The sequence below is a fragment of the Priestia filamentosa genome, from assembly GCF_900177535.1.
Lineage (GTDB): Bacteria > Bacillota > Bacilli > Bacillales > Bacillaceae_H > Bacillus_I > Bacillus_I filamentosa.
The window spans coordinates 461,849-487,947 of record NZ_FXAJ01000002.1 but is presented as its reverse complement, the minus strand read 5'-3'; the positions used below and the strand labels follow the sequence as shown (position 1 = coordinate 487,947).

At 35.6% G+C, this 26,099-nt stretch carries 29 protein-coding genes and 1 pseudogene; 10 read left to right on the top strand and 20 right to left on the bottom strand.

The window, feature by feature from the left end:
• Positions 1-4: 4 nt before the first annotated feature.
• The 3 genes from B9N79_RS09445 to B9N79_RS09435 all read right to left on the bottom strand — a co-directional run bounded on the left by B9N79_RS09445 (position 5) and on the right by B9N79_RS09435 (position 2,174).
• Positions 5-763, bottom strand: coding sequence for an IclR family transcriptional regulator (locus tag B9N79_RS09445; protein ID WP_019394506.1), 759 nt, complete (start codon positions 761-763; stop codon positions 5-7).
• A 188-nt stretch (positions 764-951) separates the two neighbouring features.
• The gene (locus B9N79_RS09440) at positions 952-1,371 is read right to left on the bottom strand and encodes a hypothetical protein (RefSeq protein WP_046217201.1); all 420 of its coding nucleotides are present in this window, start codon (positions 1,369-1,371) and stop codon (positions 952-954) included.
• Positions 1,372-1,382: 11 nt separating this feature from the next.
• Positions 1,383-2,174, bottom strand: coding sequence for an SDR family NAD(P)-dependent oxidoreductase (locus B9N79_RS09435; protein ID WP_019394508.1), 792 nt, complete (start codon positions 2,172-2,174; stop codon positions 1,383-1,385).
• 1,261 nt (positions 2,175-3,435) lie between these two features.
• On the opposite strand from B9N79_RS09435, the gene B9N79_RS09425 reads away from it, so the two are divergent.
• Complete coding sequence (locus B9N79_RS09425; protein WP_123796572.1) at positions 3,436-3,675, top strand: YczF family membrane protein; 240 nt, start codon at positions 3,436-3,438, stop codon at positions 3,673-3,675.
• Here the strand turns inward: B9N79_RS09425 and B9N79_RS09420 are convergent.
• The 5 genes from B9N79_RS09420 to B9N79_RS26380 all read right to left on the bottom strand — a co-directional run bounded on the left by B9N79_RS09420 (position 3,668) and on the right by B9N79_RS26380 (position 9,120).
• Positions 3,668-4,771, bottom strand: a complete 1,104-nt coding sequence (locus tag B9N79_RS09420) for a GerAB/ArcD/ProY family transporter (protein ID WP_040057732.1) — start codon at positions 4,769-4,771, stop codon at positions 3,668-3,670. The two genes, B9N79_RS09425 and B9N79_RS09420, sit on opposite strands and share 8 nt — an antisense overlap.
• 57 nt (positions 4,772-4,828) lie before the next feature.
• Complete coding sequence (locus tag B9N79_RS09415) at positions 4,829-5,950, bottom strand: GerAB/ArcD/ProY family transporter (RefSeq protein ID WP_048896780.1); 1,122 nt, start codon at positions 5,948-5,950, stop codon at positions 4,829-4,831.
• A 16-nt stretch (positions 5,951-5,966) separates the two neighbouring features.
• A complete protein-coding gene (locus B9N79_RS09410) occupies positions 5,967-7,163 on the bottom strand; it encodes a Ger(x)C family spore germination protein (protein ID WP_040057733.1) in 1,197 nt (398 codons plus the stop codon).
• Complete coding sequence (locus B9N79_RS09405; protein ID WP_040057734.1) at positions 7,153-8,802, bottom strand: spore germination protein; 1,650 nt, start codon at positions 8,800-8,802, stop codon at positions 7,153-7,155. Before B9N79_RS09405 ends, B9N79_RS09410 begins: the two co-directional genes overlap by 11 nt.
• Positions 8,803-8,979: 177 nt before the next feature.
• A complete protein-coding gene (locus B9N79_RS26380; RefSeq protein WP_019394515.1) occupies positions 8,980-9,120 on the bottom strand; it encodes a YfhD family protein in 141 nt (46 codons plus the stop codon).
• A 330-nt stretch (positions 9,121-9,450) separates the two neighbouring features.
• Here B9N79_RS26380 and B9N79_RS09400 point away from each other — a divergent pair, with 330 nt between their 5' ends.
• The gene (locus tag B9N79_RS09400; protein WP_085118183.1) at positions 9,451-9,996 is read left to right on the top strand and encodes a CBO0543 family protein; all 546 of its coding nucleotides are present in this window, start codon (positions 9,451-9,453) and stop codon (positions 9,994-9,996) included.
• A 260-nt stretch (positions 9,997-10,256) separates the two neighbouring features.
• Here the strand turns inward: B9N79_RS09400 and B9N79_RS09395 are convergent.
• The 4 genes and pseudogenes from B9N79_RS09395 to B9N79_RS09380 form a co-directional block, all read right to left on the bottom strand.
• A pseudogene (locus B9N79_RS09395) lies at positions 10,257-10,716 on the bottom strand (NADPH-dependent FMN reductase).
• A gap of 593 nt (positions 10,717-11,309) precedes the next feature.
• Entirely contained in the window at positions 11,310-11,504 is a 195-nt protein-coding gene (locus tag B9N79_RS26880; protein ID WP_308281849.1) for a P-loop NTPase family protein, read from the bottom strand.
• Complete coding sequence (locus tag B9N79_RS09385) at positions 11,501-12,037, bottom strand: GrpB family protein (RefSeq protein WP_040057736.1); 537 nt, start codon at positions 12,035-12,037, stop codon at positions 11,501-11,503. Before B9N79_RS09385 ends, B9N79_RS26880 begins: the two co-directional genes overlap by 4 nt.
• A 19-nt stretch (positions 12,038-12,056) precedes the next feature.
• Positions 12,057-13,052 carry a LacI family DNA-binding transcriptional regulator gene (locus tag B9N79_RS09380; RefSeq protein ID WP_046217198.1) on the bottom strand — a complete coding sequence of 332 codons (996 nt, stop codon included), beginning with the start codon at positions 13,050-13,052 and terminating at the stop codon, positions 12,057-12,059.
• Positions 13,053-13,208: 156 nt separating this feature from the next.
• Here B9N79_RS09380 and B9N79_RS09375 point away from each other — a divergent pair, with 156 nt between their 5' ends.
• A complete protein-coding gene (locus tag B9N79_RS09375; protein WP_046217197.1) occupies positions 13,209-13,628 on the top strand; it encodes a PH domain-containing protein in 420 nt (139 codons plus the stop codon).
• Positions 13,629-13,672: 44 nt separating this feature from the next.
• Here the strand turns inward: B9N79_RS09375 and B9N79_RS09370 are convergent, their stop codons facing one another.
• The 5 genes from B9N79_RS09370 to B9N79_RS09350 all read right to left on the bottom strand — a co-directional run bounded on the left by B9N79_RS09370 (position 13,673) and on the right by B9N79_RS09350 (position 19,197).
• Positions 13,673-13,882 (bottom strand): DUF6366 family protein, encoded by a 210-nt coding sequence (locus B9N79_RS09370; protein WP_040057739.1) that lies wholly within the window; start codon positions 13,880-13,882, stop codon positions 13,673-13,675.
• Positions 13,883-14,054: 172 nt separating this feature from the next.
• Positions 14,055-15,488, bottom strand: coding sequence for a sugar porter family MFS transporter (locus tag B9N79_RS09365; protein WP_085118180.1), 1,434 nt, complete (start codon positions 15,486-15,488; stop codon positions 14,055-14,057).
• A gap of 118 nt (positions 15,489-15,606) precedes the next feature.
• Entirely contained in the window at positions 15,607-16,659 is a 1,053-nt protein-coding gene (locus B9N79_RS09360) for a Gfo/Idh/MocA family oxidoreductase (protein WP_085118178.1), read from the bottom strand.
• 361 nt (positions 16,660-17,020) lie between these two features.
• A complete protein-coding gene (locus tag B9N79_RS09355; RefSeq protein ID WP_019394524.1) occupies positions 17,021-18,352 on the bottom strand; it encodes a peptide MFS transporter in 1,332 nt (443 codons plus the stop codon).
• 329 nt (positions 18,353-18,681) lie between these two features.
• Entirely contained in the window at positions 18,682-19,197 is a 516-nt protein-coding gene (locus B9N79_RS09350; protein WP_046217195.1) for a GNAT family N-acetyltransferase, read from the bottom strand.
• Positions 19,198-19,326: 129 nt separating this feature from the next.
• Between B9N79_RS09350 and B9N79_RS26075 the strand changes: the two genes are divergently transcribed.
• The 3 genes from B9N79_RS26075 to B9N79_RS26070 all read left to right on the top strand — a co-directional run bounded on the left by B9N79_RS26075 (position 19,327) and on the right by B9N79_RS26070 (position 20,174).
• A complete protein-coding gene (locus B9N79_RS26075) occupies positions 19,327-19,497 on the top strand; it encodes a hypothetical protein (RefSeq protein WP_019394526.1) in 171 nt (56 codons plus the stop codon).
• Positions 19,498-19,560: 63 nt separating this feature from the next.
• Complete coding sequence (locus tag B9N79_RS09345) at positions 19,561-19,851, top strand: DUF5316 family protein (protein ID WP_019394527.1); 291 nt, start codon at positions 19,561-19,563, stop codon at positions 19,849-19,851.
• A 167-nt stretch (positions 19,852-20,018) separates the two neighbouring features.
• Positions 20,019-20,174 (top strand): hypothetical protein, encoded by a 156-nt coding sequence (locus B9N79_RS26070; RefSeq protein WP_167555112.1) that lies wholly within the window; start codon positions 20,019-20,021, stop codon positions 20,172-20,174.
• 53 nt (positions 20,175-20,227) lie between these two features.
• Here B9N79_RS26070 and B9N79_RS09340 read toward each other — a convergent pair whose 3' ends face one another.
• From B9N79_RS09340 to B9N79_RS09330, 3 genes are all read right to left on the bottom strand, one after another.
• Entirely contained in the window at positions 20,228-20,893 is a 666-nt protein-coding gene (locus B9N79_RS09340) for an O-methyltransferase (protein ID WP_085118176.1), read from the bottom strand.
• A 126-nt stretch (positions 20,894-21,019) separates the two neighbouring features.
• Positions 21,020-21,703: an MBL fold metallo-hydrolase gene (locus B9N79_RS09335; protein WP_235780376.1), complete on the bottom strand. Its 684-nt coding sequence runs from the start codon at positions 21,701-21,703 to the stop codon at positions 21,020-21,022.
• 143 nt (positions 21,704-21,846) lie between these two features.
• Complete coding sequence (locus B9N79_RS09330; protein ID WP_085118173.1) at positions 21,847-22,794, bottom strand: NAD-dependent epimerase/dehydratase family protein; 948 nt, start codon at positions 22,792-22,794, stop codon at positions 21,847-21,849.
• Positions 22,795-22,938: 144 nt separating this feature from the next.
• Here B9N79_RS09330 and B9N79_RS09325 point away from each other — a divergent pair, with 144 nt between their 5' ends.
• The 4 genes from B9N79_RS09325 (at position 22,939) to B9N79_RS09310 (ending at position 26,025) form a co-directional block, all read left to right on the top strand.
• Positions 22,939-23,280, top strand: coding sequence for a winged helix-turn-helix transcriptional regulator (locus B9N79_RS09325; protein ID WP_040057744.1), 342 nt, complete (start codon positions 22,939-22,941; stop codon positions 23,278-23,280).
• A 480-nt stretch (positions 23,281-23,760) separates the two neighbouring features.
• The gene (locus tag B9N79_RS09320) at positions 23,761-24,804 is read left to right on the top strand and encodes a flavin-containing monooxygenase (protein WP_085118170.1); all 1,044 of its coding nucleotides are present in this window, start codon (positions 23,761-23,763) and stop codon (positions 24,802-24,804) included.
• 109 nt (positions 24,805-24,913) lie between these two features.
• Positions 24,914-25,420, top strand: a complete 507-nt coding sequence (locus B9N79_RS09315) for a DinB family protein (RefSeq protein ID WP_040057746.1) — start codon at positions 24,914-24,916, stop codon at positions 25,418-25,420.
• A 410-nt stretch (positions 25,421-25,830) separates the two neighbouring features.
• Positions 25,831-26,025 carry a hypothetical protein gene (locus tag B9N79_RS09310; RefSeq protein ID WP_019394535.1) on the top strand — a complete coding sequence of 65 codons (195 nt, stop codon included), beginning with the start codon at positions 25,831-25,833 and terminating at the stop codon, positions 26,023-26,025.
• Positions 26,026-26,099 lie beyond the last annotated feature (74 nt).

The window sequence follows — 26,099 nt, the reverse complement described above, 5'->3', positions numbered from 1 at the left end:
CTTTTTATTCTTTCTCTCCTGTATATCCAGCAATCCCCGATATTTTCTTTGATGTAGAAAGAAGCTTCTCTACAATCATGTTCTTATGTTTTAACATTCTTTCTTTTGGTCCTGCGACACTAATAGCCGCTTCCATTATGCCGCTTGCTCCATAAACAGGTGCTGCTAGACAAAATAGACCTTCTTCATTTTCTTCATCATCAATGGAGTAACCACTTTCCACAAAAGAATCTAAATTTTGCTCTAACATTTCTTTGTTTGTAATTGTGGAGTCCGTAATCGGTACAAGCTCTATTCCTTGAAGCAGCTCTTTTCTCCGTTCTAACGGTAAAAACGCTAGAAATGCTTTTCCTAATCCTGTACAGTATAGTGGTTTTCTCTTTCCAAGCTGAGCAGTTGTGCGAATAGAGCGATTGTTATCGATTTTCACGACATAGATGAGCTCTCCATCCGACAATAAAGCCATAAATACCGTTTCCTGTACATCTTCCATAAGCTTCTTTAAATATGGTTTTCCTTCAGCGGAAATATCTAAAGAATCCATTGCCGCAGTTCCAATTTGAATTAATTTTGGCCCAAGCTTATATCTTTTTAGCTGATCTTGATTTACATAGCCTTCTTCGTGCAGCGTTGTAACGAGGTTAAATGTACTACTCTGCGGAAAAGCTAGTGAGCTACTAATTTCTTTTACTGTTAGCCCTTCTGGATGACGAGCTAATAGTTCAAAAACCCTTAATACACGTTCTGCTGACTTAACTGACATAAAATACCCCTTTTAATCACATATGTGATTCTTAATTTTATATATGATTTTCATAATTTAAATACTAGCACAGCTAAAAAAAGAAAACAATCTATTTTTACTATTTTCTGAAAAAACAAAAAAGACTGCTCGTAAGTTGTCGTACAAACTTTACGAACAGTCCTAATATAGGGTATTGTTTTTATGATTTAAGCCGTTGTACACCAATATAGCCCAAAGTACTTTTCCTCTGTTTCCCCTACAAAGAAACAATCATTCCAATCTGGTTCATATGCATAAGCATCTCTTACGATATTATCTGGAAAAACAAACGGTTTGATTCGTTCTGAAAAATTCTCTTTTAATTGTAACCACTCATTGTAGGTGACTTCTTGTAATGATAATTCTTCTCTCAGCTTTCCTTCTAGTTCAAATACATTCATATCTTCTACAGCTTCTTTTTGATATATATAATGATTTCTTAATTCAATAAACAAGCACTTTGCCGTAAAATCTTCTAGAGATTGAATCTCTCCCCATGTGTTTTTTCTTTCGTGCTCAAACACATAAATCATTTCTTCAGATGAAGGAGAATCAAATTCATCTTCTTCCAACACATAATACCTCACTGTTTCTCTCCCTATAACGAACGAATAATCCCGCCTTCAACTCTCTGTGCCGCGCCGTTAATAGCCGCTGCTTTTTCTGAAGAGAGGAACACAATGACACTTGCCACTTCTTCTGGGGTTGCATAGCGCTGTGTAAGAGATGTTGGTTCATTGACTTTAAAATAATCTTTTACAAATGTATCAAGGTCTTGTCTGGCAGCTTCTGCCGCTCCCTTCATATAGTTTGCAACACCTTCTGTCCATGTTGGACCAGGAAGCACAGAATTAACGGTAACATTCGTTCCCTTTGTTCGTTCAGCTAATCCTCTTGATAAGCTAATTAATGCTGTTTTTGTTAAAGAATATGGAATCATTTGTGGAAGAGGTTTGACTCCCGCTTCACTTGAAAGATTCAAAATACGTCCGCTGTTTCGCTCTAACATTCCAGGTAAAAAAGCACGACAAAGACGAATAGCGCTCATTACGTTTACTTCAAAGTACTCTGCCCATTCTTCATCTGTCACATCTTCAAACTCTTTTACTTCAAAAAAACCTAAATTGTTGATAAGTACGTCAAGCGCACCGATTTTGTTTACTTTTTCGATAAGTTCTTTACTTTCTTCCGCTTTTGATAAATCAGCGTGAAGGCCATGAACAACTCCAAGGGAAGATAGTTCTTCCACAACGGCTTCTACTTTCTCTTGCGATCTTCCATTAACAATGACATGAGCTCCTTCTTCTAAAAAAGCTTTTGCTGTTGCCTTTCCAATTCCTGCTGTTGATCCTGTAACTAATACAAGTTTGTCTTTTAATTGTAATTGCATTTCTAAACAACCTTCCTATTTCTAAAAATATAAGAAAATTATATAATTTGTCTGAATTCATGACTATTATTTTGCTTACATAGACGATTCATACTCTTATTTGTTTTTCACAAGAACTTTTTATGTAAGGAGCAGATATTGATAAGCTTATTGTAGCCATAACTCCTTTTTTCATGAATTGATAACTGCTATCTCTATCTACTTTTTTATGAAAGGAACTTTTAAAGCTCATAGATTAATAGAGAAAAACATTGTAGAACAAATAAATTTTAATGATGAAAGCAAAACGTATTTTTATTAACCTGTTGCTTCTTAAATAACTTTTCTTATTATGAAAGGAACCGGCGTATTGCCTTGATACAAGGCTTAATAAGTTCATCATAAACCCATCTACACGGTATCCAAACGAGCTTATTCCATAGCCACCGAACAGGGAACCACACTAAGTATAACCAAACCCAACAAATTCTTTTCCATATCCACCTTAAAACTACCTTTGAAAAACGTAGTACGGGAACCATTATTTCACGATAAAATGGCCGCAAAATATGAATGAAAAACAGATAAAAAGGAAGATATAAAATGTAATAAAAAAAAGGATATAGCATGTATTGCCACAGACTAACTATCATCCTTCTCCACAAGAAATGCAGTATGGGTAAAATAAGAAATTGCCAAAGCTTTTCTAATGGATATAAAATGAGCCACAGGAAAACCGGTTTTAAAATATGTATCCAAATAAACTGTCCTACAGGTTGGAGAAACGTTTGCCAAAGCCAAAGGCAAGGAAAAACAATCATATATTTTCCTACTTGAAAGAGTATATAAAAAGGAAAATAAAAAATGAAGATAACACCGCGCAGTAAATACTTACATCCCTTTATTAAATTTTCAAACAGTCTTATTTCCCTCCTTTTTATATATGTTTAAAAAGGTTTACCCCCTTTTATTGCAAGCTTCATTTTAAATATATGTATTCTCTACACGATTTTCAAGATAAAAATTTATTAAAGGTTATATACAAAAACCTAAATATATTTTCTTTATTCCTATCCCCCGCTCGTTATTTTTAATACTAAATAAAATTGCCTTTTTTCCCATTAAAATTTTTATTCTTTATCATTTCAGGAAGTATATCAAAACACTACATACTCATACTATAAAGAACTGATGTAAATAATAACCTCTCTCTTGATCGCATTCTGGAAGGAACTCTCTTCGTAACATATCCTATAACCATTTAATCGCAAACGAGGGAACAATGATGAAAGTATTGGCAATCACACTTATTGTTTTTCTATTATCTATTTTAAACCTTTTATTTATGGATTTTCTCTTAGGTTTTGATCTTTCTGAGTCTATATTACATCTTCTTAACCCCTTTTGGGTCATAAGCAGCGCAGAGTACGTCATGCTAGCAGGACTTTTTTTACTTGTTATTGGACAGCAAATTTATACTATTGTCAAAAAAAGAGCAAATAAACAAGATGAATCTAATTAGCTTTCCTCTTTAAGATATTTCGTATTATAGAAATAAGTAGTAATAATATAGGGAGAAGGACTAAAATCGGTATGGAGAGATATTTAAGCACCATATCCAATCCTTCTTCTATGTGCTCAGAAAAACTAGAAGCTATTGTCATTGATAAAAAAATGACTACAATTCCTATCGGAAGAATAATGGGTTTGTGACTCTCCAATTTAAATAGGTCCACAAGTCCTATCATTGCACCGTACACAAGAACCGAAACTTTAAAGAAAACCGTCATCAGCAAAGTAAAGACAACAATAGCATCTAGTCTTTCAATAAAATTCAACAAATTGACCTTTCCAATCGTAGCTAATGTCGGAAACGTCGATCTTTCCATTACATTTATACCAAGGGCAGCCATATTCAAAACAGCTGTCCAACTTAAAACAAGACCGCTTGAGATAATAGAAAGCACCCACACTCTCTTTACTAATTCGGGCCGATTTAAATAAGGTAATAGCATCATAAACACTAACATTTCAGCAAATGGAAAAATCATCGTGAAAGAGAACGTTGTCGTTAGAATAGGCTTCCAACCATGTTCTAAAAAAGGCCGTACTTGTTGTAAATCAATATCTCCTGATACAAGGACAAAGAAGTTTGCTAAAATTCCAAATAAAAGTAAAATAACAATAAATACTTCTCCTGTTCTCCCTATAACTTCAATCCCTAGATGAATGATATAACAGATCACTAAAACAAGGGTGAGGTTAATTGCTAGGAGTGGTGTTCTTGGCAAAGTTGAGGAAAGAAGTAAATCACCAAAATCACGTATGTTTCTGGCTGCTATGTACAAAAAAAGTAAGCAATATATCAATCCTAATCCCCAACCAATGTATTTTCCTACGATTTTTCTGATACATGCTGTAAAGAGAAGGTTAGGATATTGCCGAAATAATAGGTAGTAAATGAAGAATAAGAAAATTCCTCCACCCGTTCCTAAAAGAATAGAGAGCCAAGCGTCTTTCTTTGCTGTAATTCCATAACTAACAATTAAAGCAGTACCTAAGTTAAAAATAAACATTAAAGCAAAGAGTTGAATAACGCTTATTTTTGCTTTCTCCATTTTTTAGGCTCCTTTCTTTAATAGAGCTAATTATTTGTTCATCCTTTTTCCCTTGATCTAATGTCTTTTCCTCTTTATATACTGACGAACCATTAGCACAACTACCATCATAAAAGGAATCATGATGAATAAAATCAAAACCACATATTGATTAATAACACCTTCTTCTGTCTGTTCCGAAAAACTTGAAGACATTACAAGAGATAGAAAGATGACAACCGTTCCAATTGGTAAAAGAATGTGATTGTAGTTTTCTACTTTGAATAAATTGGCTATTCCGATAACCCCTCCATATAAATAAACAGAGGCTTTAAAAAATACGGTAATCAATAAAGTAAAGACAACAATCGCGTCCATCCTTTCAATAAATTCAAGCAAATTGATCTTTCCCACCGCTGTTAACAATGGAAAAGTTGATCTTTTCATAGACTCTAAACCAAGAACACATATATTTAACATGACCGTCCAGCTTAAAATCAAGCTGCTTGAAATCACCGCTGATAGCCATACTCTCTTCACTAGCTTTGGACGATTTAAATATGGCAACAGCATCGTAAACACAAGCATCTCACCGAATGGAAAAGTAATAAGAGTTGGAAAAGTTGTACTCAAAATCGGCTTCCAGCCATGTTCAAGTACAGGCCGTATTCGCTCGAAATCTACATCTCCTGATACAAGCAAGAAGAAGTTCCCTAATGCTCCGAGCACTATCAGTATGACAATAAATACTTCTGCTGTTCTTCCTAACACTTCTACTCCTAAATGAATGACATAACAAATAACAAGGATAAACGTAAGATTAATGACCAGTAACGGCGTTTCTGCCAAAGTGGATGAAATAATTAAGTCTCCAAATTCACGTACATTTCTTCCACAAATATATAGAAAAAAGAGGCAGTATATTAAGGCAAGTATCCAACCTAAATATTTACCAAATATCTTCCTCATATATTCAGTGAATAACAAATGAGGATATTGCCGAAAGGGATAATAGTGAATGAAAAATATAGCTACTCCTCCACATATGGCTAGAAGAATAGCCAACCATGCATCTTTTCCAGCCGTAGCACCATAACTGATTACTACCGCTGTTCCCATATTAAAGATAAACATAAGGGAAAATAGCTGAATAACACTTATTTTTGCCCTCTCCATTCCTATCACTCCCTTCTTTGCCATTTCGCACTTACTCCTATTAAGACCTCGTAATCAGACCTGTTCGACGAATAATAGCTTGCACATTTACATGGACTTCTGTCTGCGGAAAAATTTCCTTTTGCCATGAGGGTTCTATATTTTTCCAAACGTGTTTATTTGCAATATTAATTTGTTCACCAAAATTAAAAATATCACTTTTTTGTTTTTGAGCTTTTTCGACTGTTAAAAGAATTTCTTTCTTTATTTCTTCCTCTACTTCTTCATCTAGCTTTGCTAGTACTTTTGATTTCCCAAGGTCTTTATCACAATTATTTTCTAGCACTAATCCTTCTGCATGAACATCAACATAGATAACGGGTTTTTGATGTTTAAATTTCACGTGAACGTTCGACTTCGCCCTGGAAATTTCAATGGCAATCGCATCTTTTTCTTTTCCACAGTCAAGGTTTAAAACGGTAGTCTTCATTTCATTCATCACCCATGTCACTCCACGAGCATCGTCACCATTAAGCCATCTTTTTAATTTCCCATCTTTAAAAAGAGCAAGACCTTTTATGGCAATTCTCGCACTTGGGTCAATCTGTTGTATATTTGTCATTGCATTTCCCTCGTTAACTTTTCCTTCCACTTGTACTCCTGTAACACTTAAACTCCCTTGTTCTAAGCCTTGAATGACTTGATCAGCACGTGTACTTTTATAGACACCCCACTCTTTTTCGGAGTATTTCAAGGTCTCTGAAATCTTAGTAGAAGGGATATCTTCTAACGGTGTTGCTATTTCTAACGTTCTTTTTGCTGTTATATTCCCGTGTGTAATGAGAACAGGAAAAAGAACGCGAAACTGAGCATCTCGTTCAATGACATCAAACAATTCTTTAATTCCATCTTTCGCTACTTTTTCATTAATAATCATCACTTGAAGATGAGGAAAAAAGAGCTCACCAGGCGCTTTTGTAGAGATTTTCCGCAGCGTTTCTGAAAGAGTACTCCCTTTTTCGGTAAAGGTAGTGACAGGAGAAGATTGGACTTTTCCTCCTTGTTGGCCACCTGCAATTTGAGATGGATTAGTGATTTGGACCGTAACTTCGTATCTATTCTTTACTTTGTCACTACCTTTATCAATTGCCAGTCCTGACACAATACTCAATTTCTGTAATTCTTCACGATCCCAGCATCCCGATAGTAAAAACAAGCAAACGAAAAGAAGAACAAATCTTACTAGCTTATGTCTCATTAGAATCCCTCTTTGATTCTTGATTTTTCATAGGTCCTTCTCTCTTAGAAGGTCCCCGATCTTGGTTATGATCTACTCTTTTGTTTTTGACTTGACTAATTAGACGGGGGCGTTTAGATAAAAACGGTAAAGGCCATCGAATAATGGAATCTTTTTGATCAGCTAGCACGATAGGCGCAAAAGGAGTTAAGTACGGAATACCAAATGAACGCAAACTACACGTGTGAGCAACTAACACAATAACCCCTAATCCAATTCCATAGAGTCCAAAAAAGCTCGCCATAATCATCATTCCAAAGCGAAGCAACCTTGTCGCATCTGTCATCGCATAATGAGGAATTGTAAAACTGGCGATAGCTGTGGCGGCTACAACAATAACCATCGCACTTGAAACAATACCAGCTGAAACCGCTGCTTCCCCTAATACAAGAGCTCCTACGATAGAAACAGCCTGACCTACAGGACGAGGCATCCGAATTCCTGCTTCCCGTAATACTTCAAAAGTAAATTCCATTAATAGCGCTTCTATAATAATCGGAAAAGGAATGTTTTGCCGCTGTGCAGCCAAATTAACTAATAAAGGAGTTGGAATCAATTCAGGATGAAAGGAAATAAAGGCAACAAACAACGATGGACCTAGAAGAGTAATTAAAAAAGAAGTGATTCTTAGTAATCGTAAAAAACTAGCCATTGTCCATCGTAAATAATAGTCTTCTGCTGTTTGAAAGAATTGATTCCAAGTTGCAGGCACGATAAGGGGAATGGGAGTTTCATTAACAAAGATGACAATTCGGCCTTCTAGTAGATTACCTGCGACTACGTCTGGTCGTTCTGTAGCAAAAATGGTTGGCCATGGTGTCCATGTTTCATCTGAAATCCACTCTTCGACCGTATTAGAACCATATACTTCATCAACTTTAATTTTATGGAGTCTTTCTTTAACCTCCGTAAGCAATTTATCATTTACAATTCCTTTTACATACATAATCCCAATTGTTGTTTGGGTAATCTCCCCTAATTCCATTGTCTCTAACCATAGATTAGGGCTTTTAATTCGGCGACGGACCATTGCTGTATTACTAATAAGTGACTCCGTAAAGCTATCTCTCGGTCCTCTTACTGAAGATTCAGCAACAGGTTCTGAAATAGCCCGGAGATCGCCTCCTTGCGCAGCACAAGTAAACCCCTGATTCCACCCATCAATTAAAACAATCGTTTCTCCTGATAATAAAGAAAAAAATAGTTTGTTCCAGTCCACTACATCTTTTACATTTGTGATGGTTAGCATGTGTTCTTTTATGTATGCTCCTACTTGGCTTGGTAAGGAGAAATCTTCTTCTTCAGCTAGGTTTGCATTACTCATGAGCTGTTTAATAATACTTCTTCCCAAGATTTCCTTATCTGTTAAACCATTTATATAAATAGAAGCCACTTTACGAACAAAAGGTTTCCCCATTGTAAAGTTCCTAACCACTACATCCTCACTGTTTCCCAAAGTTTCCTGTATCTTTTTTAGATTCTCTTCTAAAGAAGAGTTAAGCGCCTCCTCATTTGAAGTAACCTCTGTTTCTTCATAGTAAGGAGCCTCTTTTTTTGACTTTCTTTGTTTTTTTGTTAACCGTTTCCATCCACTGTTCATACCTTATGCCCCTCCAAGTGCCACCGAATGAAGAGCTCGATGTTTTCTTCTATCATTAATTGATAATTTTTCCTGAATTTGATTTTTTATACCTCTTTCTCGTCTATGAATGGGCTGTTGTTATGTAATAACAACAGCCCTCAATCATCTTACTGATTAAGGGCTTTCATGGATTCTTTATTTACGCTTAAAACGCATTTTTGTACGTTCTGTAATTTCGTCTGCAAATTCTCCGTTTACAATTTTTCCACTTTTAGGTGTTTGGGATAATTTTGCTTTATTTTTATGTTTATTGTTCTTTGACTGTCCTCTTGTCATGGTGATATCCCCCTTTTTATAAAAGCAAAAAACATTTTTTATGTTTTTTGCTTTACTTAAAGTATAAGGAAAAAAGGTGGATTATAATCTGTATTTTTAATTCCTGTTGTGTTTTAAAATACCGTTTTTTATTTTTGTATTTTTCTTTTAGAACATAGTTTACTTAAATAATGTTTTGTTCTTTCGCTTAAAAAGAATAACTCTTTATCACTCGTGCACACTATAAAAGATATTTTGCATATCAAATCTACCTGTCCGAAAATCACTTCTTTGTTAAGCTTTTTTTATACAGATTAGATCATGAAAAAACATTATTAGAAGGGGAAAAATATGGCTAACAAAACCTCCATCTATAACAACTATTTTAAAAAACAAAATGATTTAAATGATGAAAAGCTACATATTTGGCTTGATTATACTGTTTTTAGCTGGAGATGGTGGTTAGGTGTCTTTATGATCGTTTGTTTAACCGTAATATGGCTGAAATTCAGAAAAAAAGAAAGCACAGACAGACTATTGTATACAGGGTTTTTTGTTGCCATTTTAGCCTCCTTTCTTGATATGATTGGCGATTTTCTCGGATTGTGGGATTATCGATATGAAGTTTTTCCTTTAACACACAATTATTTTCCTTGGGATATTTTTCTCTTACCTATTTCAATTATGATTACCTTACAAATTAAGCCCAACATGAATCTCTTTATAAAAGGAATTATTTATGCAGGAGTCTCTTCCTTTATTGGTCTCCCTCTCCTAACGTGGCTTGATATTTATAAACCAATAAAATGGGAGTATATCTACTCTTTTCCGATTCTCGTTATAATCTACCTTGCCGCTCATTACATTTCTTTACGAAATCAATTTGAGAAAGTGTAACTCCATATTTTTTCTTCCAACCTAGAAAATCGGAGCCTTATTTCGTTTTTGCTTTCTAGGTTATTCTACGTTTTTTTAATGTGCCCCCCTTCTACCTTGTACTCTGTTCACCATTTTAGTTCATTTTTCGCTGGATTCTCTTCTCCTTTAGTTGTTTTTGAACATTGATATTGCTCGGTTGTTATTTATATAATGACTAATCCTCTTTTTGAAAGTCATCTACAAATTAAATAAAAAGGAACTTCTTAAGAAGTTCCTTTTTATTTAGGCAAGGGGTGCTTTTTTATTTCCGTAATAATGCTTTCTACTACTAACTCTAAAAAGAGTCTTGTATCTTCATCTATTGCTTCACCTTTTGAATTCAATTTCGTTCCAACAGATGAAATGACAAGCGTTCCATCTTTTACAACGTTAGCATTCAGCATTTCTAATGTTTGTAGAAAAGACGCCTGAGCTTTTTCTCCTCCTGCGAGCATACTCTGGCGTACAAAAAATAAGAGCATCTGCTTCGTTTAATTCCTGTCCGAACTCCTCGATACCTTTTGGTCCTTTTTCATTATCTAAATCCGGATTAAAATGCGGAAACTCTCCAATCTTATCGTAAATAGGATAGTCAATATTGCCTGTAAAAAAAGAAGCTAGATTTTCTAATATGTTCGTATTTATTGAACTTTCTCTTATACTTCCTGAAATAGCAATAACTTTTTTACGGTTTCCCATTCTATCACCTCTAGAAACAGAATACTTTTTTGGGGATTTAGAAAGCAAAGGATTAAATTTATAGTATTAATATTTTTCTTTTAGCACATAGTTCATTTAAAAATAAATATATAAAAAACGATCATTTTTCAAAATTGAAATAGTATTCAAAAAGTAACTGAAATATTGGGAGTGTTTAATGTTTTATTTTTTTGATATATTTCATTCATTAAGTTCACAAAGTGAAGTAATAACAGAAAAAAGTGTTTCTCTCCTATTAAAGAAACACTTTTTCATTTTAGACTTTCTAAATATCTCTTAATTTCTTTTTTACTTTTTAAAAGAATAACCTTATTGCTTGGATTTAACTTTTAAAAAGCCTCAAAGTGTTCAGCCATTCTTTTCTTACGACCGTAATAAGTTGTGCAGATACTTTTAAGGAATGTCCAATCTAGCTTTTTTTCGCATCCTTCTCCTAAATCAGCGCGTTTTTCCTCTATTCATCCAAAAGCGTTTTAGCACCCGGTAAAGACAAACATGAAGAGAAAGTTCAAGATAAATAATTGTATCTGCTCTTTGTAAGCGAATTTGAAAAGTGTTTTTGTAGTTTCCTTTTATAATCCACTGATCATAAGGACAATGTCTTGCTGAGATTTTGAAAAATCTTTCAATGATGCTTCTACCCAATTTGGTTTCCAAAACAATGCATCTAAATGATGAACCTCAATATGCAATGTTTCTCCGAGTCTCCGTGCAAACGTCGACTTTCCGACTCCTGGAGAAACCACAACAACCATAATACGGTTCACTTTACCTCTCTCCTTCGTCGTTCTTCTCCCCAAAGAGATGCTTTATGAGCTAGTACTGTTACAAACTCCCTCTTTCCTTCTTGATACTTATAATGAAAATCTGGAAATTCTTGCGCTAGCTTTCTCTTTAATTCTCCGTATGCTCTTGCTTCTAGAGGATGGTGAAGCACATACTCTTTAAAGTCTAGGAATTGTTCAATTTGTGCATGACCGCTTTGGAAAATATGAACATGATGTGTTCTCTTCTCTTTTCCCCTTACAAAGTAGCGCCTCCCTGCAATACCATTCTCTCCTTTAGCACTGTAGCCCCCTTCAATCATTTCTTTTTCATAAGAAGCGATTCTCTCAATATTAGATACTACAACTAAAATATCGATAATAGGCTTTGCATATTGGATAGTGTGAACAGAGGTGCTGCCAATATGAAACATATGGATAATATTATCTTTTAATATTTCATGGAGCAGCTCTTTCTCTTGTTCATATAGAGCCTCCCACTGTTCTGTCCAAGAACATAGTTCCGTTTTTCTCACAGCATCCCTCCTCATTACTTTAGATACTTGCTGTAGACTGTCGTACAATAAGTTCAGGAGCCATAAGCAGGCGCTCCTTATGTCCTTTGGACTCTTCCATTTCTTGCCGTAATAAATCAACAACTTTTGCGCCCATTTGTTTTATCGGCTGAGAAATGGTTGTCAGCATTGGAGCTGTTGTTGTGGATAAAACCGTATTGTCAAATCCAACAACAGAAAGCTCACGTGGCAAGTCAAGTTCAAGCTCTTTAGCTGCTTGAATGACGCCAGCTGCCAGTAAATCGTTACATGCAAAAATAGCGGTTGGTTTCTCATCCAACAAGAGAAGCTTTTTAGCACATTCATATCCTTTTTGAATTGTCGCTTCTGTTTTCATGATATATTCTGGTTTCACATCTATGCCCGCTTCTCTCATAGAGTCCTTATACGCTGCTAAACGAGGTTCGTTACTGCGAACGTTTTCAGAAATGATTGCAATGTCTTTATGTCCTAAATCTAGCAAGTGAGATGTTGCTAAATAGCCTCCTTTATAATCATCAACAGTTACCGTGTTAATTGAAAGCTGAGGGATTTCGGAAGCAATTAAAACACTTGGAATTCCTCTGTCAATTGTTTCTTGCAGCAAAACCGTGCTTCTAAATGCAGACGCCACAACAAGTCCGTCTACTCGTTGACTTGTTAACAGAGCTAAGTAATTTTTTTCTTTTTCTGTATTATTATCTGTGCTGCACAACATTACATTTAATCCTACTTCATGACTGCGATCTTCAATGCTTCTTGCGATTCCTGCATAAAACGGATTCGATATATCAGGAACAAGAAGTCCAATTAATTTGGTTCGCTTTCCTCTTAAAGAAGCTGCTGCTGCATCAGGCTTGTAGTTTAATTTTTGCATTGCTTGAAACACTTTTTTTCGCGTTTTCTCACTAATTTTTCCGCTATTATTGATTACCTTTGAAACCGTTCCAATAGAAACGCCGGCCTCTTCGGCAACGCTACGGATTGTAATTTTCATTTCTTCCTCCTTTCTCTCCGGTAATGAGTATGTATTTATGTAATAATAAACGTAAATGAACCTATTTATTATAGCATAGAACCTTTTTTCTACAGCACAGCCACTCTACTCATAGACTCTAAATCATATCTTTAAAAAGAAAGGAGAAAAAGAGCCATGTATTTCCCATCCAAAAAAGATATATGGGTTATTATTATAAATTGGATTGTTATTTTCGCTTGTTTCATACCTCTTATCATGAAAAGAGACTATGAAGCTCTTTTTTTCACTCTTCCATTAGCACTCTTTCTCCTATTATGCTTTTTTAAAACAGGATATGTGGTAGACGAGAACATGCTAATCATCCACAATGGGGCCCTAAAAAAGAAAGTTCCAATCAAAGATATCCAAAAGATGAAACGAACGAAAAACCCGTTAGCATCTCCTGCTCTTTCACTAGACAGAATCGAAATCACGTCGCATTCTCATAGCGGCATCCTGCTTGTGTCTCCTAAAAACAAACGGGAATTTATCTCTTTATTAAAAGAAGCCAATCCAGACATTAAAGTAGATAAAAATTTAACGGAGTCCTGCTAACTTTATTCACAGCTGTTTTTGTATAAGAAAAAGGTCGCATCACTTCATAATAGTGATGCGACTATAAAACTTATTATGATGACAAGGAGTAGGATTCCGATCCCTTTCCAACCTAATCCCCCTACTAAATCAGCAAGGTTTCCCATTTCAGCCCTATTAAACGAATCGTTCATATTTCCAGTAGAGTTTCTTTTTAATTCTTCTCCTCTTAGTCTTTCTCTCCTTCCTTCAGGTGTTTCTTTGTTTTCACTCACTATTACACCCCCATTTTCTCTCATCCTCTTTACATGAATCTTGTCTTAATCGTTCACAATGAAATTTTAACACATTATGGTAAATCGATAAGTTTTCATATTAAAAAATCCTCCTCTTCTATCAATACTACACCTAAAAAAAGACAGCTTTATTTAAGCTGTCTTTTTCTTATTACTGTTTCACTTGTCTCGGCAGTTCTGAGTGAACTGCTTCATCGTCATAAGAACGAAAGTGCTGTTCGATTTCTTCAAGTGAATATCCTCTTGTTTCAGGCAAATATTTATGAACGAAAGCAATAGCAAACACACCGAGAATGGCGAAAATAAAGAACGTCATAGCTAACCCAATTGAAGCAAGTAACATTGGGAACGTTAAGCTGATTGAAAAGTTAACAATCCACATCCAAAATACGCTAAAGCCCATCCCTAATCCTCTCATTCCGAGAGGGAAAATTTCAGCGAGCGTAAGCCATGTTACAGGACCAATTGCACCTTGCATAAAAGCAAGAAAGAGAACAGTGAGTGAAAGAACAACATAAGGAAGAGCGGGAGATCCTTCTAAAAGCATTGAGAAAAGACCGATTAGGAAAAGGGAAGTCGTTGTTCCACAAAGACCAATAATAAGCATTGGACGACGGTTTACTTTTCCAAGCAGCCAAATCCCAACGAGCATGGCGCCCATCGAAATGATTCCGTTTGCTACATTTCCGATTAATGCAGCTTTAATTCCTAACCCAGCGTCTTTTAAAATTTCAGTTCCGTAATACATAATAGCATTTACACCATTAATTTGGTTCACAACTGCAATCCCAATTCCTAAAAACAATATGCGTCGTATCCATAGTGTTGATAGATCTTTTATCGTAGCTTTTTTCATTTTAGATTCTTTAGCTATTGACGTTTTAATTTCCGTTAACTCTTCATTTGCTTGCTTTTCTTTTCGAATTTGTTTTAGTACTTTTAATGCCTCGCCTATTCTCCCCTTTGAAGCAAGCCAGCGCGGACTTTCTGGCACAATAAGCATTCCAAACCATAGAATTACAGCAGGAAGAGAAGCAATAACTAACATATAGCGCCAAACATGTCCAACTTCTCCTAATGTATTGCCTAAAATAGCGTTGAATGTAAAAGCTAAAAACTGACCTGTCACAATCATGAATTCGTTTTGCGTCACAATCTGTCCTCTTTTTTCAGCTGGTGCCATTTCAGCTAAAAATGTCGGTACTGTAACAGAAGCACCTCCAACAGCTAGGCCGAGTAAAAACCTAAAAATGACCATTAGCGTTGTGTCTGACGCTAGTGTACATCCAAGCGTTGTGCCAAAGAATAATAGAGCTAGAAACATAATATTTCTACGGCGGCCATGACGATCTGAAAGTTGTCCTCCAAACAAGGCCCCAAACGCAGCCCCTAACAAAAGGGAGCTTGCAACTAGTCCTTCTGTAAATGGAGTAAGATTGAGCTGATCAGCTCTTGACATATAAGGCAATGCTCCATTAATTACCCCTGTATCATAACCAAAAAGCAAACCGCCAAACGTTGAAATAAATGCAATTATTTTTATTTTCTTCGCTGGCTCCCTTTGTTTCCCTGTATTCTCTCCCACATCGTGTTCCTCCCGTTCTCATAAACTATGAAACTCCCAACTGATAACGCTTTCAAATATAACTCTTTTTCTCTCTTTCATAGCAAGCAAACGATGTCTTTCTACGCTAGAACAACCGTTATGTTGTAGAACGAGCTACGTTATGCGGAGATTGAACGGTAACAAGCTCACCTGTTTCAAATGATTCTTTGCACGCATATCCTAAAGCAGTGGATAACACGCCATCTTCTACTGTTACGTCTGGCTTTCTTTCTTCTCTTATGCAATTAATAAATTCTTCTACTTCACTTAAGTATGCTTGTTCAAATCTTTCTAAAAATCCTTCTGAACACTCTTTTACAGCTCCTGTTTCATTGAACACTGTAACCATATTTCGCTCTGGTACCGTTCCAATTCTTAAGGTTCCTTCTGTTCCGATAATTTCGGTTTCAATATGATAGCCGTGTGAACAATTTCGACCCGCTACAAAAACTCCCATTGTCCCGTTTTCAAATTTTACTAGGGCAGCCCCTGTTTCAGCATCATGTAATTGTCCGATCTCGGGATATCCATAAGCACCACCAATTGCCCATACTTGTTTTGCTTCTGAATTAAGATACCAACGTGCTAGATCTAAATCATGAATAGCCATGTCTAAAAATAAACCACCGCTATAGTTGTTTTTCGCAAAATTCATAAAACCACCTATTGCTTTGCTTGGGTCAAGTCCATAGCAGCGAATTAATACAGGTTCTCCAATCGCTCCTTTTTCCACCTTTTTCTTGGCATATGCGTATGATTTATCATATCTTCTCATAAAACCAAGCATAAATACTTTGTTCTCATGCTTCTTAACTGCTTCTTCAACGCGCACTGCTTCTTCTAAATAAAGGCCAAGCGGTTTTTCACTGAAAACGTGAAGATTTGCCTCCAGCGCTTTTTCAATTTGTTCACAATGAAAACCAGATGGAGACGCAATTAAAACAGCATCTAATTCTTCATTTTTAATCATTTCCTCGTAGTTTGTATAGGCGTATTTTACGCCCCACTCTTCCTGTGCTTTTTTCGCTTCTTCTTCAATAATGCTGCATACAGCAATAAGTTCGCAGTTGGGGATACGAAATGCTAAGTTCTCCGCATGCTGTCTTCCTAAACGACCAAGTCCAACGATTCCCACTTTCACTTTTTTCATGGTAGATTCCAACCTCTCTCTTTAGTATGGTATTTCTCACCTTCCAAAGTAAGCGCTTACTGTTTCATCGCGAGCGAGTAAAAAAAGATAACTACTACAATATCGAATATTCAGTCTTTTAATAATAAAATTAAAGAAAACGTTTTCCTTATGTTTCTGATTATATACTCGCTTTTAATTTGAAGTCAACAACTTTATTCACCCCTAAAAACAAGACATAATGACTGTATAGAGTCTTATTAATTGTTATTACCCTCTTTCTTAACACTTTTAAAAAGATTTTATAATAAATATAAAGAAAACGTTTTCCTCGAAAAGTGAATATACTAAAAAAGCTGCCTTCTAAAAAGGCAGCTTTCGATTAATTCATTAATTTTGCAATTGGTTTTGAAAGGAATAAGACGATAATTCCAAGAACAATAGTTACGGCACTAATTACACCGAAGATTTCCAAATATCCAAATGATTGCGTATATGTTGCTAACACCCCTGCTAGCTTGTTTGCTACCGCAGAACTTGCCATCCATACTCCCATTAGAAGAGAAGCCAGTTTCAATGGAGCAAGTCTACTTACCATTGATAGTCCAACTGGTGAAATCATTAGTTCAGCTAGCGTGTGTAGGAAATAAGTGAAAACCATAAACAATAAGTTTACTTTTAATTCTGAGCTGTTTCCTGTTTGTAATACAGCAGATACTAATACTAAGAACCCTAAACCAACGGTGATTAATCCCATTCCCATTTTTGTTGGTGTTTTAAAGTCACCGCGTTTTGATTTCCCAAGCTTGTACCAAACAATAGACATAATTGGCGCTAATAGAACGATAAACATTGCATTTAATGATTGGAACCATTCTGTTGGAACTGTGAAGCTTCCAATATGACGATCAATGTGTTCTTGCGTATATAGAGTTAGCGAGCTTCCTGCTTGTTCAAATGCTGTCCAAAAAGCAATCGTTACGAAAGCTAAAATAACAATCGCAAGTGTTCTCATTTTTTCTTGTTTTGTTAATGGTGCTTTTGTTGTATGTGTTTTTTCTTGCTGAATTGTTCTTGTTGGTTTAAGACCAAGATCGCCTAAGTAGCGTTTTGCTAATGTATTAAATAAAATTTGACCAACAATCATTCCAATTGCCGCTGTTAGGAAACCATATTTATAGCTCATTAGTCCAACAACAAGCGGTGCGAAGAATGCTCCAACGTTAATTCCCATGTAGAAGATTGTAAACGCTCCGTCACGTCGAGGATCGTTTTCTTCATATAGGTCTCCCACAAGTGTTGAAATATTCGGTTTAAAAAATCCATTCCCAATAATAAGTAGAGCAAGCCCAATGTATAAAGCCGCCATACTTTGATGAAAGAAAATAGAGAAGTTCCCGACCGCCATTATGATACCGCCGAGCGTAATCGCTAATCTTCGGCCAAGATAACGGTCTGTTAAATAGCCACCAATCATTGGTGTAATATAAACTGCACTTGTAAATGTGCCGTATAAGCTTAATGCTGTTGCTTTATCAACACCAAGCCCGCCGTTTGCGGCAGTGGCTGTTAAATACAAAACAAGAATAGCTCTCATTCCGTAATAACTAAATCGCTCCCATGCCTCTGTGGCAAATAATAAATAGAGTCCAGGCGGATGTTTCTTTTTTAATTCCGCCGGCTGCTGTGTTTCTTTCTTTACAGCTGCTTCCATAATGAATCCCCCTAAAAAATCTCACAGCCTGATACCGTCTTTCATTTGTGTGAATCAACAAAAAAATCAGAATATACATACTGTAATGAATATAATCTTTTATTATTTTATTAAAAAAGTATTATATCCGTCAATAAAATTATATAAAAAAATCAAAAAATAATTAAATACACAATAAAATGTTTAAATATAAGCTTTTAATTACACATTACTTATACTATAAAGTATTTCACTATACATTCAATAAAAACAAACTTTATATTACAATATTATAAAAATATGTAAAAACACAATAAAAAAAGAGACCTCCTAAATGGTCTCTTTTTTTATTATGTTAAAAGGGAAAGATCATCCCATTTATAGGCCTCATCTTCAACAACATATCCCCCAAATTCGCTTTGACGATCGCTTGTATATGTACCTTTTAAAGATTGATAAAACCCCCGACCAGCACGATTGTTTTTCATCACCCATACAAACATGGAAGAAACGTTACTTATTATAAAATGATTCGCGACCGCTTTAACGAGAGACCTTCCTACACCCTGCCCTTGACACTGATCTAAAAGGTATAGAGCATACAGTTCACCTTCACGTTCCTTATGAAGCATACACCGAGCCGCTGCAAATCCTACAACTTTCCCTATCTCATCCACCGCTACATACATAAACGTTTCATTCACTTGATCATCGTAAAATGACTGCCATTTATGCTGGGACGTCTCATATGATAACCCATTTAGAAACTCCCTAGGTACCAAGCCGTCATATGTTGTTCGCCAGCTATCAACATAGATTTCGGCAATCTCGTTTATATCTCTTTCACTTGCTTTTCTAATTTTCAATGGATCACCCCTAATTTGTTATTATGCATTTTTTCCAATACTCTAGGCATCAATCTTGTTATTTCCAATTTTTATCTTCCTATTGTAAAATAAAGAATAGGTAAATAAAGGATATAAAGAAGCTATGCTATGTCACCATTACTTATCATCAATATCGTCCTCACAATTGCTTTAATCGCGCTCTATTTCGTTACTTTCAATCGAAAAAAAGGGCAAGCTGACCTTGGGAATTTCGGCCTATATATGATAGGATTATTGCTTTTACAAACAACATTAATGATCGTATTTAGCGTTATCTAACACTTCCTTGCAGAAATATGTTAAAATAGAATTAATAATCCATCAAGGAATCGAGGAATCAATTTGATTAAAAAAGGATTTATGATTGGCATTATTATATTGTTGGTGTCGTTGGCCGCCTTTTATTTTACAGGGAACGGGTCATATCTTTACTTTATTTCAGGTGGCGTAGGCTGGGTTGCTTTCTTATTTTCAGCTGATTACTTCGTTCACAGTATTACATTAAAAGATAAAAATAAATTTTCTTTCGAAAAGAAAGACCGCAATATGAAGAGTTTGAAAAAATCAAAGCGATTGCTCTCAGTCGCTGTGCCAAACTTGGTCGCTGTAGCCATTTATTTTATCGTTAGCTAATCATCCAAGTTATAGCACACATGAATAACGGAGGAAGCTCGTTACTTTTTAGCGAGTTTCCTCCGTTATTTTTTATGTTCTCATCCTTCCCTCATTTTCTGTTTGACCTGCAATGCGTTTCATACTCTACACTTGAAGCAAATATCGAAAGGGAGGAGAGATTTACTATGCTTTCTATTGTGATTCTCTGTTTTGTTATTTACCTTTCTGCTTACTTCTGCTTAAAAAGCGACGGACAATCGCTTGAAGTTGAAAAGATGGAAACATTTGATGATTACTTTGTAGAGTCTCATCACAGCCACTCTAAGAAACCTTCTCTTTAACCTAATCCTACCCAAAAAGCATCCATTCTTTATCTAAAGAATGGATGCTTTCTTTACCCTACAATACCGAAAACTAAACCATCATACCCTTTACTTCCAACCGTTTGAAGGGCTGTTGCATCAACTTGTTTTTCACCCGATAATAGATTAATAAATTCGCGAATCCCTTTTACGCTTTCATCTTCACTGTCTTCTTCAATAACTCTTCCCTCTCGTACAACATTATCTCCAATAATAACCGTGCCTTTCTTTGACAGTTGAAGAGCCCATTTTAAATAGTGTGGATTATTAGGCTTATCAGCATCAATGAAGATTAAATCAAACGACTCTCCCTTCTCTTTTAACAATGGCAGCGTCTCAAGTGCAGAACCAACAATAATTTCTACAAGATGATCTATATGTGCTCTCTTCACATTACCTTGTGCTACTTCTGCATGCTTTTTATTCACTTCTAATGTCACAAGTTTGCCATCACTAGGAAGAGCTCTTGCAAGCCAAATCGTGCTATATCCTCCAAGTGTGCCAATTTCTAAAATACGTTTTGCTCCTTTTATCTTTGCTAGTAAGTGAAGAAATTTACCTTGAGTAGGGGATACATCAATTGCAGGCAACCCTGCTTTTTCATTCTCTTTTAATACTTCTTCAAAGACATCATGAGCACCAACTAATTTACCGTTCAAATACTGATCAACATCGTGCCAAACCTTCTCATTAGCCATTCCATCGCCCCTTTTTGAACAGCATTTCTTCTTTTCAATGAAATTATATTATAGAGGAACTTATTATTTCATTTAAAAAATAAACTTAACGGCAATAACCGCTAAGTTTATTTTATAGGTCAAGCATTAAGCCTTAGAATGTGACGTTAATTCTTGAAGGCGTTTCTCGATATCTCCTTTAAATATTCCTCCATGATAACCAATTAACGTTTCAATCTCTAAGTGTTTAAATTTATTGAGAGATTCGAGAGCTTGTTCCATATTTGGAGTAAATGGAGGATTCGGACCTAAAAGCTCGCCATTTTCTACAATCATTGCGTCTCCTGCAATTAATGTTTTACTTTGTTCATGATAGAGAGAAATATGCCCCGGTGTATGACCTGGTGTATGAATCACTTTTACTCCACCTGCAATAGGCAACGTCTCGCCGTCCTTTAACACATGGGTCACAACTTTATTTTCAGGATTATAAAACGTCTCATCAAACAATAAGCGTTCATGCTCAGTTAGTGAACTTGTCACATATTTCTTCTTTTCTTCATCTAATTTAATGAATGGTTTTTCTCCTTCAATATACGGTATATCTTTTTCATGAGCATAGATATGTAGATTTTCGTTCTCTTTTATCAGCTCCGGTAAGCTCCCGATATGATCAATGTCTTGATGTGTTAATAGAACTCCTGTAAGACGTTCAGGATTCAGATTCCCTTCACTCATTAAGTTGTGAAGTTCTTTTGCATAACCAGGCATTCCTGTATCAACAAGCACACAAGCCTCTTTATCATAGATCACCGTAGGGTAAACAATCATTTTCTGTTCTCCAGAACCCATTTCTAACTTTAGTATTTCTAATCCTTCAGCAATTTTCATAATTATCAAAGCGCAACGCTTTGATTCACCTCCTCATTAAACTTACGAATTAATTATATGGATTTCACTTTTTTGGAGTCAATTCATCTGCCTTTAACACCTGTTTCTTTTTCCCTTTCCAGTAAACTTTGAACCGCATTTTTGATACTTTCTTTTTGAGAATATTTTATTGTGAATCCAAGGTTCCTTATTTTTTCATCATTCCAAATCCGGTCCGTATGAAACGTCCTTAAACTATATGATGTTGGATTCTCAACAACACCAGATAAATCACGAATGTTAGCCTTTATTCCTCTTACTTCGTCAATCCCTTCCTTCAAGTTCCTCCATGTTGTATCAAACCCTTTTAATACAAATATATTTGTGCTTCCTGCAGAAAACGGATAACTCCCAAGCCACTCCATTGCTCGTCCGACATCTCTTGTATCAACAAGCGATACTTTCGCCTTACCATTTTTAACAAGTGGAAACTGATCATTCATATGCTGTTGAAATAAGCGTGAGAAGAAGGATGTATAATCCCGACGACCAATCGCACTTGCCGGACGTATTATGATTGTTGTTATGCCTGTTTCTTTCCCTACCTTCCTTACTGCTTCTTCTCGTTTCAGAAGCAGTTGTTGAATTGGATATTGTGGTTTTATGCAATATGACTCATCTAACGGCTCACTACTATGAAAATCGTATACAACGATAGAACTTAGCTGAACAAATCGGTTCGCACCACTTAAAGAAGCTGCTTTCACTAACTTTTTTGTAAGTTCAATTTCTACTGAATGCTCTAAATCAATCTTTGAACTTAAACCAACACTCCCTATACAGTTGTAAACAACTTCATGACCTTCGATTACTTCTTTGATGGAGGCAGTATCCGAATAGTCTATTTCAACAATCCTCATATCTAAAGACTTAAAAAAAGCAACGTTACTATGTGGACGCACAACAGCTGTCACTTCATGACCTTTTAATACTAATTGCTCAACAGTATGACTTCCAATAAACCCTGTACTTCCAAACACAATAGCTTTCATTTTTATCATCCTCTTATATATTTTTCATAAAAAAACCATTTACTGGTTAAAACTCACTTATTATACTAATGAAAGTACTGTCGTTTTCATAGTACGGATATTTTTTATAGCAAGTATCTCAAAGTATAGAAATGGAGGATATCAATGAATATAGATGAAAATTTATCATGTCCCATTGAGAAGACCATGAGCGTTATTGGTGGAAAGTGGACCTTTTTAATTTTAAGAGAACTTTTTATTGAATCGAAGCGTTTCGGTGAACTTCAAAAAACATTAAAAAATGTGAGTCCACGCACACTCTCCCTAAGATTAAAAGAGTTGGAACACGAAGGAATTATTTCGCGAAAAATATACGCAGAGATCCCGCCACATGTAGAATACTCTCTTACATACAAAGGAGAAACATTGCGCCCTATTTTTGAAGCGATGAAAGAATGGGGAAACACTTGGGATGTGTTAGGTATAAGAAGCGTCTATGAAGATTGAACAAAAAGACTTTTTTACTCACTAGATACGTTTTACCGTTATTAAAGATGGAGGATTTTGTGAGTCCAAATGAACGGAGAAACAGAGTTTTTAGACTGAGGAAAAGGCGGTATTCCCTTGATGAAAAAGACTTTGAACACGGGGTCAAGTTGGTATAAAAATATAACGCTACATGTTTTTAAAAAAATAGAGCCCTATACCTTTATAAAAAGTTAGGCATCGAAATTAAAGGGATTTTACAAACTAACAAAGTAATAAATGGGCGTTATTATAACAGCATGGTAATGAGCAGATTTCGGTCGTAAGTGTACATAATAGAACCTTTTAAATAGTCTATTATGTACACTCCCTCTCTTCCCTATTTAGCAATTTCCTTATCTAAGATATATTCTATAAAGGAATGATAATTGGGTAATCAAACAAGGCACTTATATGTTAATATGATTATATAGTCATATATTAAATAAAGGTGTGATACTTATGTATGATGTTATCATTATTGGTTCAGGTCAAGCTGGATTATCAATGGGCTATTATTTAAAGAAAACCGCTCTCTCCTTTGCCATCATTGATCAAAATACCCGCATTGGGGATACATGGCGAAATCGGTATGATTCACTCACTTTGTTTACTCCTCCTCTCTATAGTTCTTTACCTGGATTAATGTTAAAAAAAGAGCGGAACTGTATGCCAACGAAAGATGACATTGCCGACTATCTTGAGAACTACGCTAAAACATTTTCTTTGCCTGTTCAACTTGGCATTCATGTAAAAAATGTTGCAAAAGTCGATAATTTCTTTTCGGTTGAAACAAATAAAGGGGTAGTTGAAGCTCGAAATCTTGTTGTTGCGACAGGTCCTTTTCATACACCTAGAATTCCTTCATTCGCTAAAAAGCTTTCAAAAGATATTGTTCAACTTCACTCTGCTTCTTACAAAAATCCTTCACAACTGAAAGATGGAAATGTTTTAGTTGTTGGAGCTGGAAACTCCGGAGCTCAAATTGCAGTAGAATTAGCGAACACTCATGAAACGTATCTCTCTACTAGCGGAAAGCTTCGATTTCTCCCACTTTTCATTATGAATAAAAATATTTTTTGGTGGTTTGACAAACTTGGAATCTTAAAAGCCACAAGGGATTCTTTCATCGGACGAAAGCTTCAATTATACGGTGATCCTATTTTTGGCACAGAACTAAAAACAAAAATGAGCGCTGGTCTCGTTCACTTAAAAGATCGCACGAAAGCCCCTAAGGAAAACGAAGTGATTTTTGCTGATGCTTCTACATTAAAGGTGGATAATATTATTTGGGCAACAGGGTTTAAGCCTAATTACGCTTGGTTGAATCTTCCCAGCTTAGTTGATAAACAAGGAAACATTATTCATACACGAGGCATTACTCATGAAAAGGGTGTATTTTTTCTCGGCTTACCATGGCAATATCGAAGAGGTTCTTCATTACTTGAAGGAGTCGGAAAAGATGCTCATTATCTTTATCAACATCTCTTAACTCATATAAGGTAAGTTTTATGTATTCCTAACAAATTACAAGTAATTTAAAGGTTTTTTAGGAAAACCAGTCTAATATTATATTTTTACGGCTTAACAATGACATTAGAAAAGGAGAATTCCAATGACAAATTTCCCACTGCAGTTTTATCAGTTCAATACTTGGGCGAACGAGCAAATTTTCAAACGTTTAAAAGAGCTTCCAGAAGAGACTTACCATGAGGAAATTCAAAGCATCTTCCCGTCTCTTTCTCACGTCCTAGCACATGTTTATCTCTCTGATCTTGGATGGTTTGATGTATTCTTAGGAAAAGACTTACTTCATGCATTAAACTTAGCAAGGGAACATAAAGAAGTGATGGAAGCAAAAAGCTTAGCAGAGATGGAGCAGCTTTTTACAGATTTATCAGAGCGCTACAAAACCTTTCTAAGCAAAGAAGAAAACTTATCAAAACAACTTACAATCCAGAATCCAGCCGGTGGGATGATGGAAACAACAGTAGGTGATCTCGTCCCTCATGTTGTGAATCATGGTACATATCACAGGGGAAACGTTTCAGCGATGTTGCGTCAAATAGGCCACGCTTCTGTGCCGACAGATTATGGGCTGTATTTATTTTTATTCGCCTAAAAAGAAAAGTCCTCTTTTATATAAGAGGACTTTTTTTATATGTAATAGCTTTCTCTGGTTTCTCTTCTCCTGACGTATCTTTTGAAAGAATGAAGATCGCGGCAATTACAACCAGCATTCCGGGAAGATGAGAAATGCTTTGTTTAAAGGTTTTGAGCTAATCCAAAAGTGATACAACTGCTACCCTTTATGTCGAAGGGAGCATCGTCAACATTATTACATTGATTTGGATAATATCTTATCAGGTAGACGCTCATCTTTGTACATTCTATTTAAATTTAGACTTCCATATTTATCTTCTCTTTCATATAATTATTTGCTATTTCACCTATGGTTTACTCGAATAAAAAAGAGAAAGAAACAGAGAATAAGGGAGAATTTTTAATACATGATAAGAAAGGAGATGCGAAATGATGAAAAACAACATTCAAGTGTTACCTATCATTGCTTCTGTTGGTATTGGAGCTGCTGCTTACAGTATGATGACAGGACGTGGTGGACAACTTCAAAATGTGATGCCACACATGTTAAACATGAGCCCTCAAGGAAGCAATCAAATGATGGGACAACAAACGGGGCAACAAACAAATCAACAAAACCAATAATATATCTTTTACGCTTCCAATCTCCCTCCAAGGTTCGACATTTCACTTCTTTTGTAATCAGTAAAGAAGAGAAA

Coding starts and splice junctions, on each gene's coding strand:
- B9N79_RS09340 (WP_085118176.1), bottom strand. CDS start 20,893: ATGGCTAATGAGAAGGTTTGGCACGATGTTGATCAGTATTTGAACGGT.
- B9N79_RS09425 (WP_123796572.1), top strand. CDS start 3,436: ATGATGAAAGTATTGGCAATCACACTTATTGTTTTTCTATTATCTATT.
- B9N79_RS09310 (WP_019394535.1), top strand. CDS start 25,831: ATGATGAAAAACAACATTCAAGTGTTACCTATCATTGCTTCTGTTGGT.
- B9N79_RS09375 (WP_046217197.1), top strand. CDS start 13,209: ATGTATTTCCCATCCAAAAAAGATATATGGGTTATTATTATAAATTGG.
- B9N79_RS09415 (WP_048896780.1), bottom strand. CDS start 5,950: ATGGCAAAGAAGGGAGTGATAGGAATGGAGAGGGCAAAAATAAGTGTT.
- B9N79_RS09445 (WP_019394506.1), bottom strand. CDS start 763: ATGTCAGTTAAGTCAGCAGAACGTGTATTAAGGGTTTTTGAACTATTA.
- B9N79_RS09325 (WP_040057744.1), top strand. CDS start 22,939: ATGAATATAGATGAAAATTTATCATGTCCCATTGAGAAGACCATGAGC.
- B9N79_RS09355 (WP_019394524.1), bottom strand. CDS start 18,352: ATGGAAGCAGCTGTAAAGAAAGAAACACAGCAGCCGGCGGAATTAAAA.
- B9N79_RS09400 (WP_085118183.1), top strand. CDS start 9,451: ATGGCTAACAAAACCTCCATCTATAACAACTATTTTAAAAAACAAAAT.
- B9N79_RS09320 (WP_085118170.1), top strand. CDS start 23,761: ATGTATGATGTTATCATTATTGGTTCAGGTCAAGCTGGATTATCAATG.
- B9N79_RS09420 (WP_040057732.1), bottom strand. CDS start 4,771: ATGGAGAAAGCAAAAATAAGCGTTATTCAACTCTTTGCTTTAATGTTT.
- B9N79_RS26075 (WP_019394526.1), top strand. CDS start 19,327: ATGTCACCATTACTTATCATCAATATCGTCCTCACAATTGCTTTAATC.
- B9N79_RS09330 (WP_085118173.1), bottom strand. CDS start 22,794: ATGAAAGCTATTGTGTTTGGAAGTACAGGGTTTATTGGAAGTCATACT.
- B9N79_RS26380 (WP_019394515.1), bottom strand. CDS start 9,120: ATGACAAGAGGACAGTCAAAGAACAATAAACATAAAAATAAAGCAAAA.
- B9N79_RS09360 (WP_085118178.1), bottom strand. CDS start 16,659: ATGAAAAAAGTGAAAGTGGGAATCGTTGGACTTGGTCGTTTAGGAAGA.
- B9N79_RS09315 (WP_040057746.1), top strand. CDS start 24,914: ATGACAAATTTCCCACTGCAGTTTTATCAGTTCAATACTTGGGCGAAC.
- B9N79_RS09435 (WP_019394508.1), bottom strand. CDS start 2,174: ATGCAATTACAATTAAAAGACAAACTTGTATTAGTTACAGGATCAACA.
- B9N79_RS26070 (WP_167555112.1), top strand. CDS start 20,019: ATGCTTTCTATTGTGATTCTCTGTTTTGTTATTTACCTTTCTGCTTAC.
- B9N79_RS09410 (WP_040057733.1), bottom strand. CDS start 7,163: ATGAGACATAAGCTAGTAAGATTTGTTCTTCTTTTCGTTTGCTTGTTT.
- B9N79_RS09380 (WP_046217198.1), bottom strand. CDS start 13,052: ATGAAAATTACAATCCGTAGCGTTGCCGAAGAGGCCGGCGTTTCTATT.
- B9N79_RS09405 (WP_040057734.1), bottom strand. CDS start 8,802: ATGAACAGTGGATGGAAACGGTTAACAAAAAAACAAAGAAAGTCAAAA.
- B9N79_RS09335 (WP_235780376.1), bottom strand. CDS start 21,703: ATGATTGTTTACCCTACGGTGATCTATGATAAAGAGGCTTGTGTGCTT.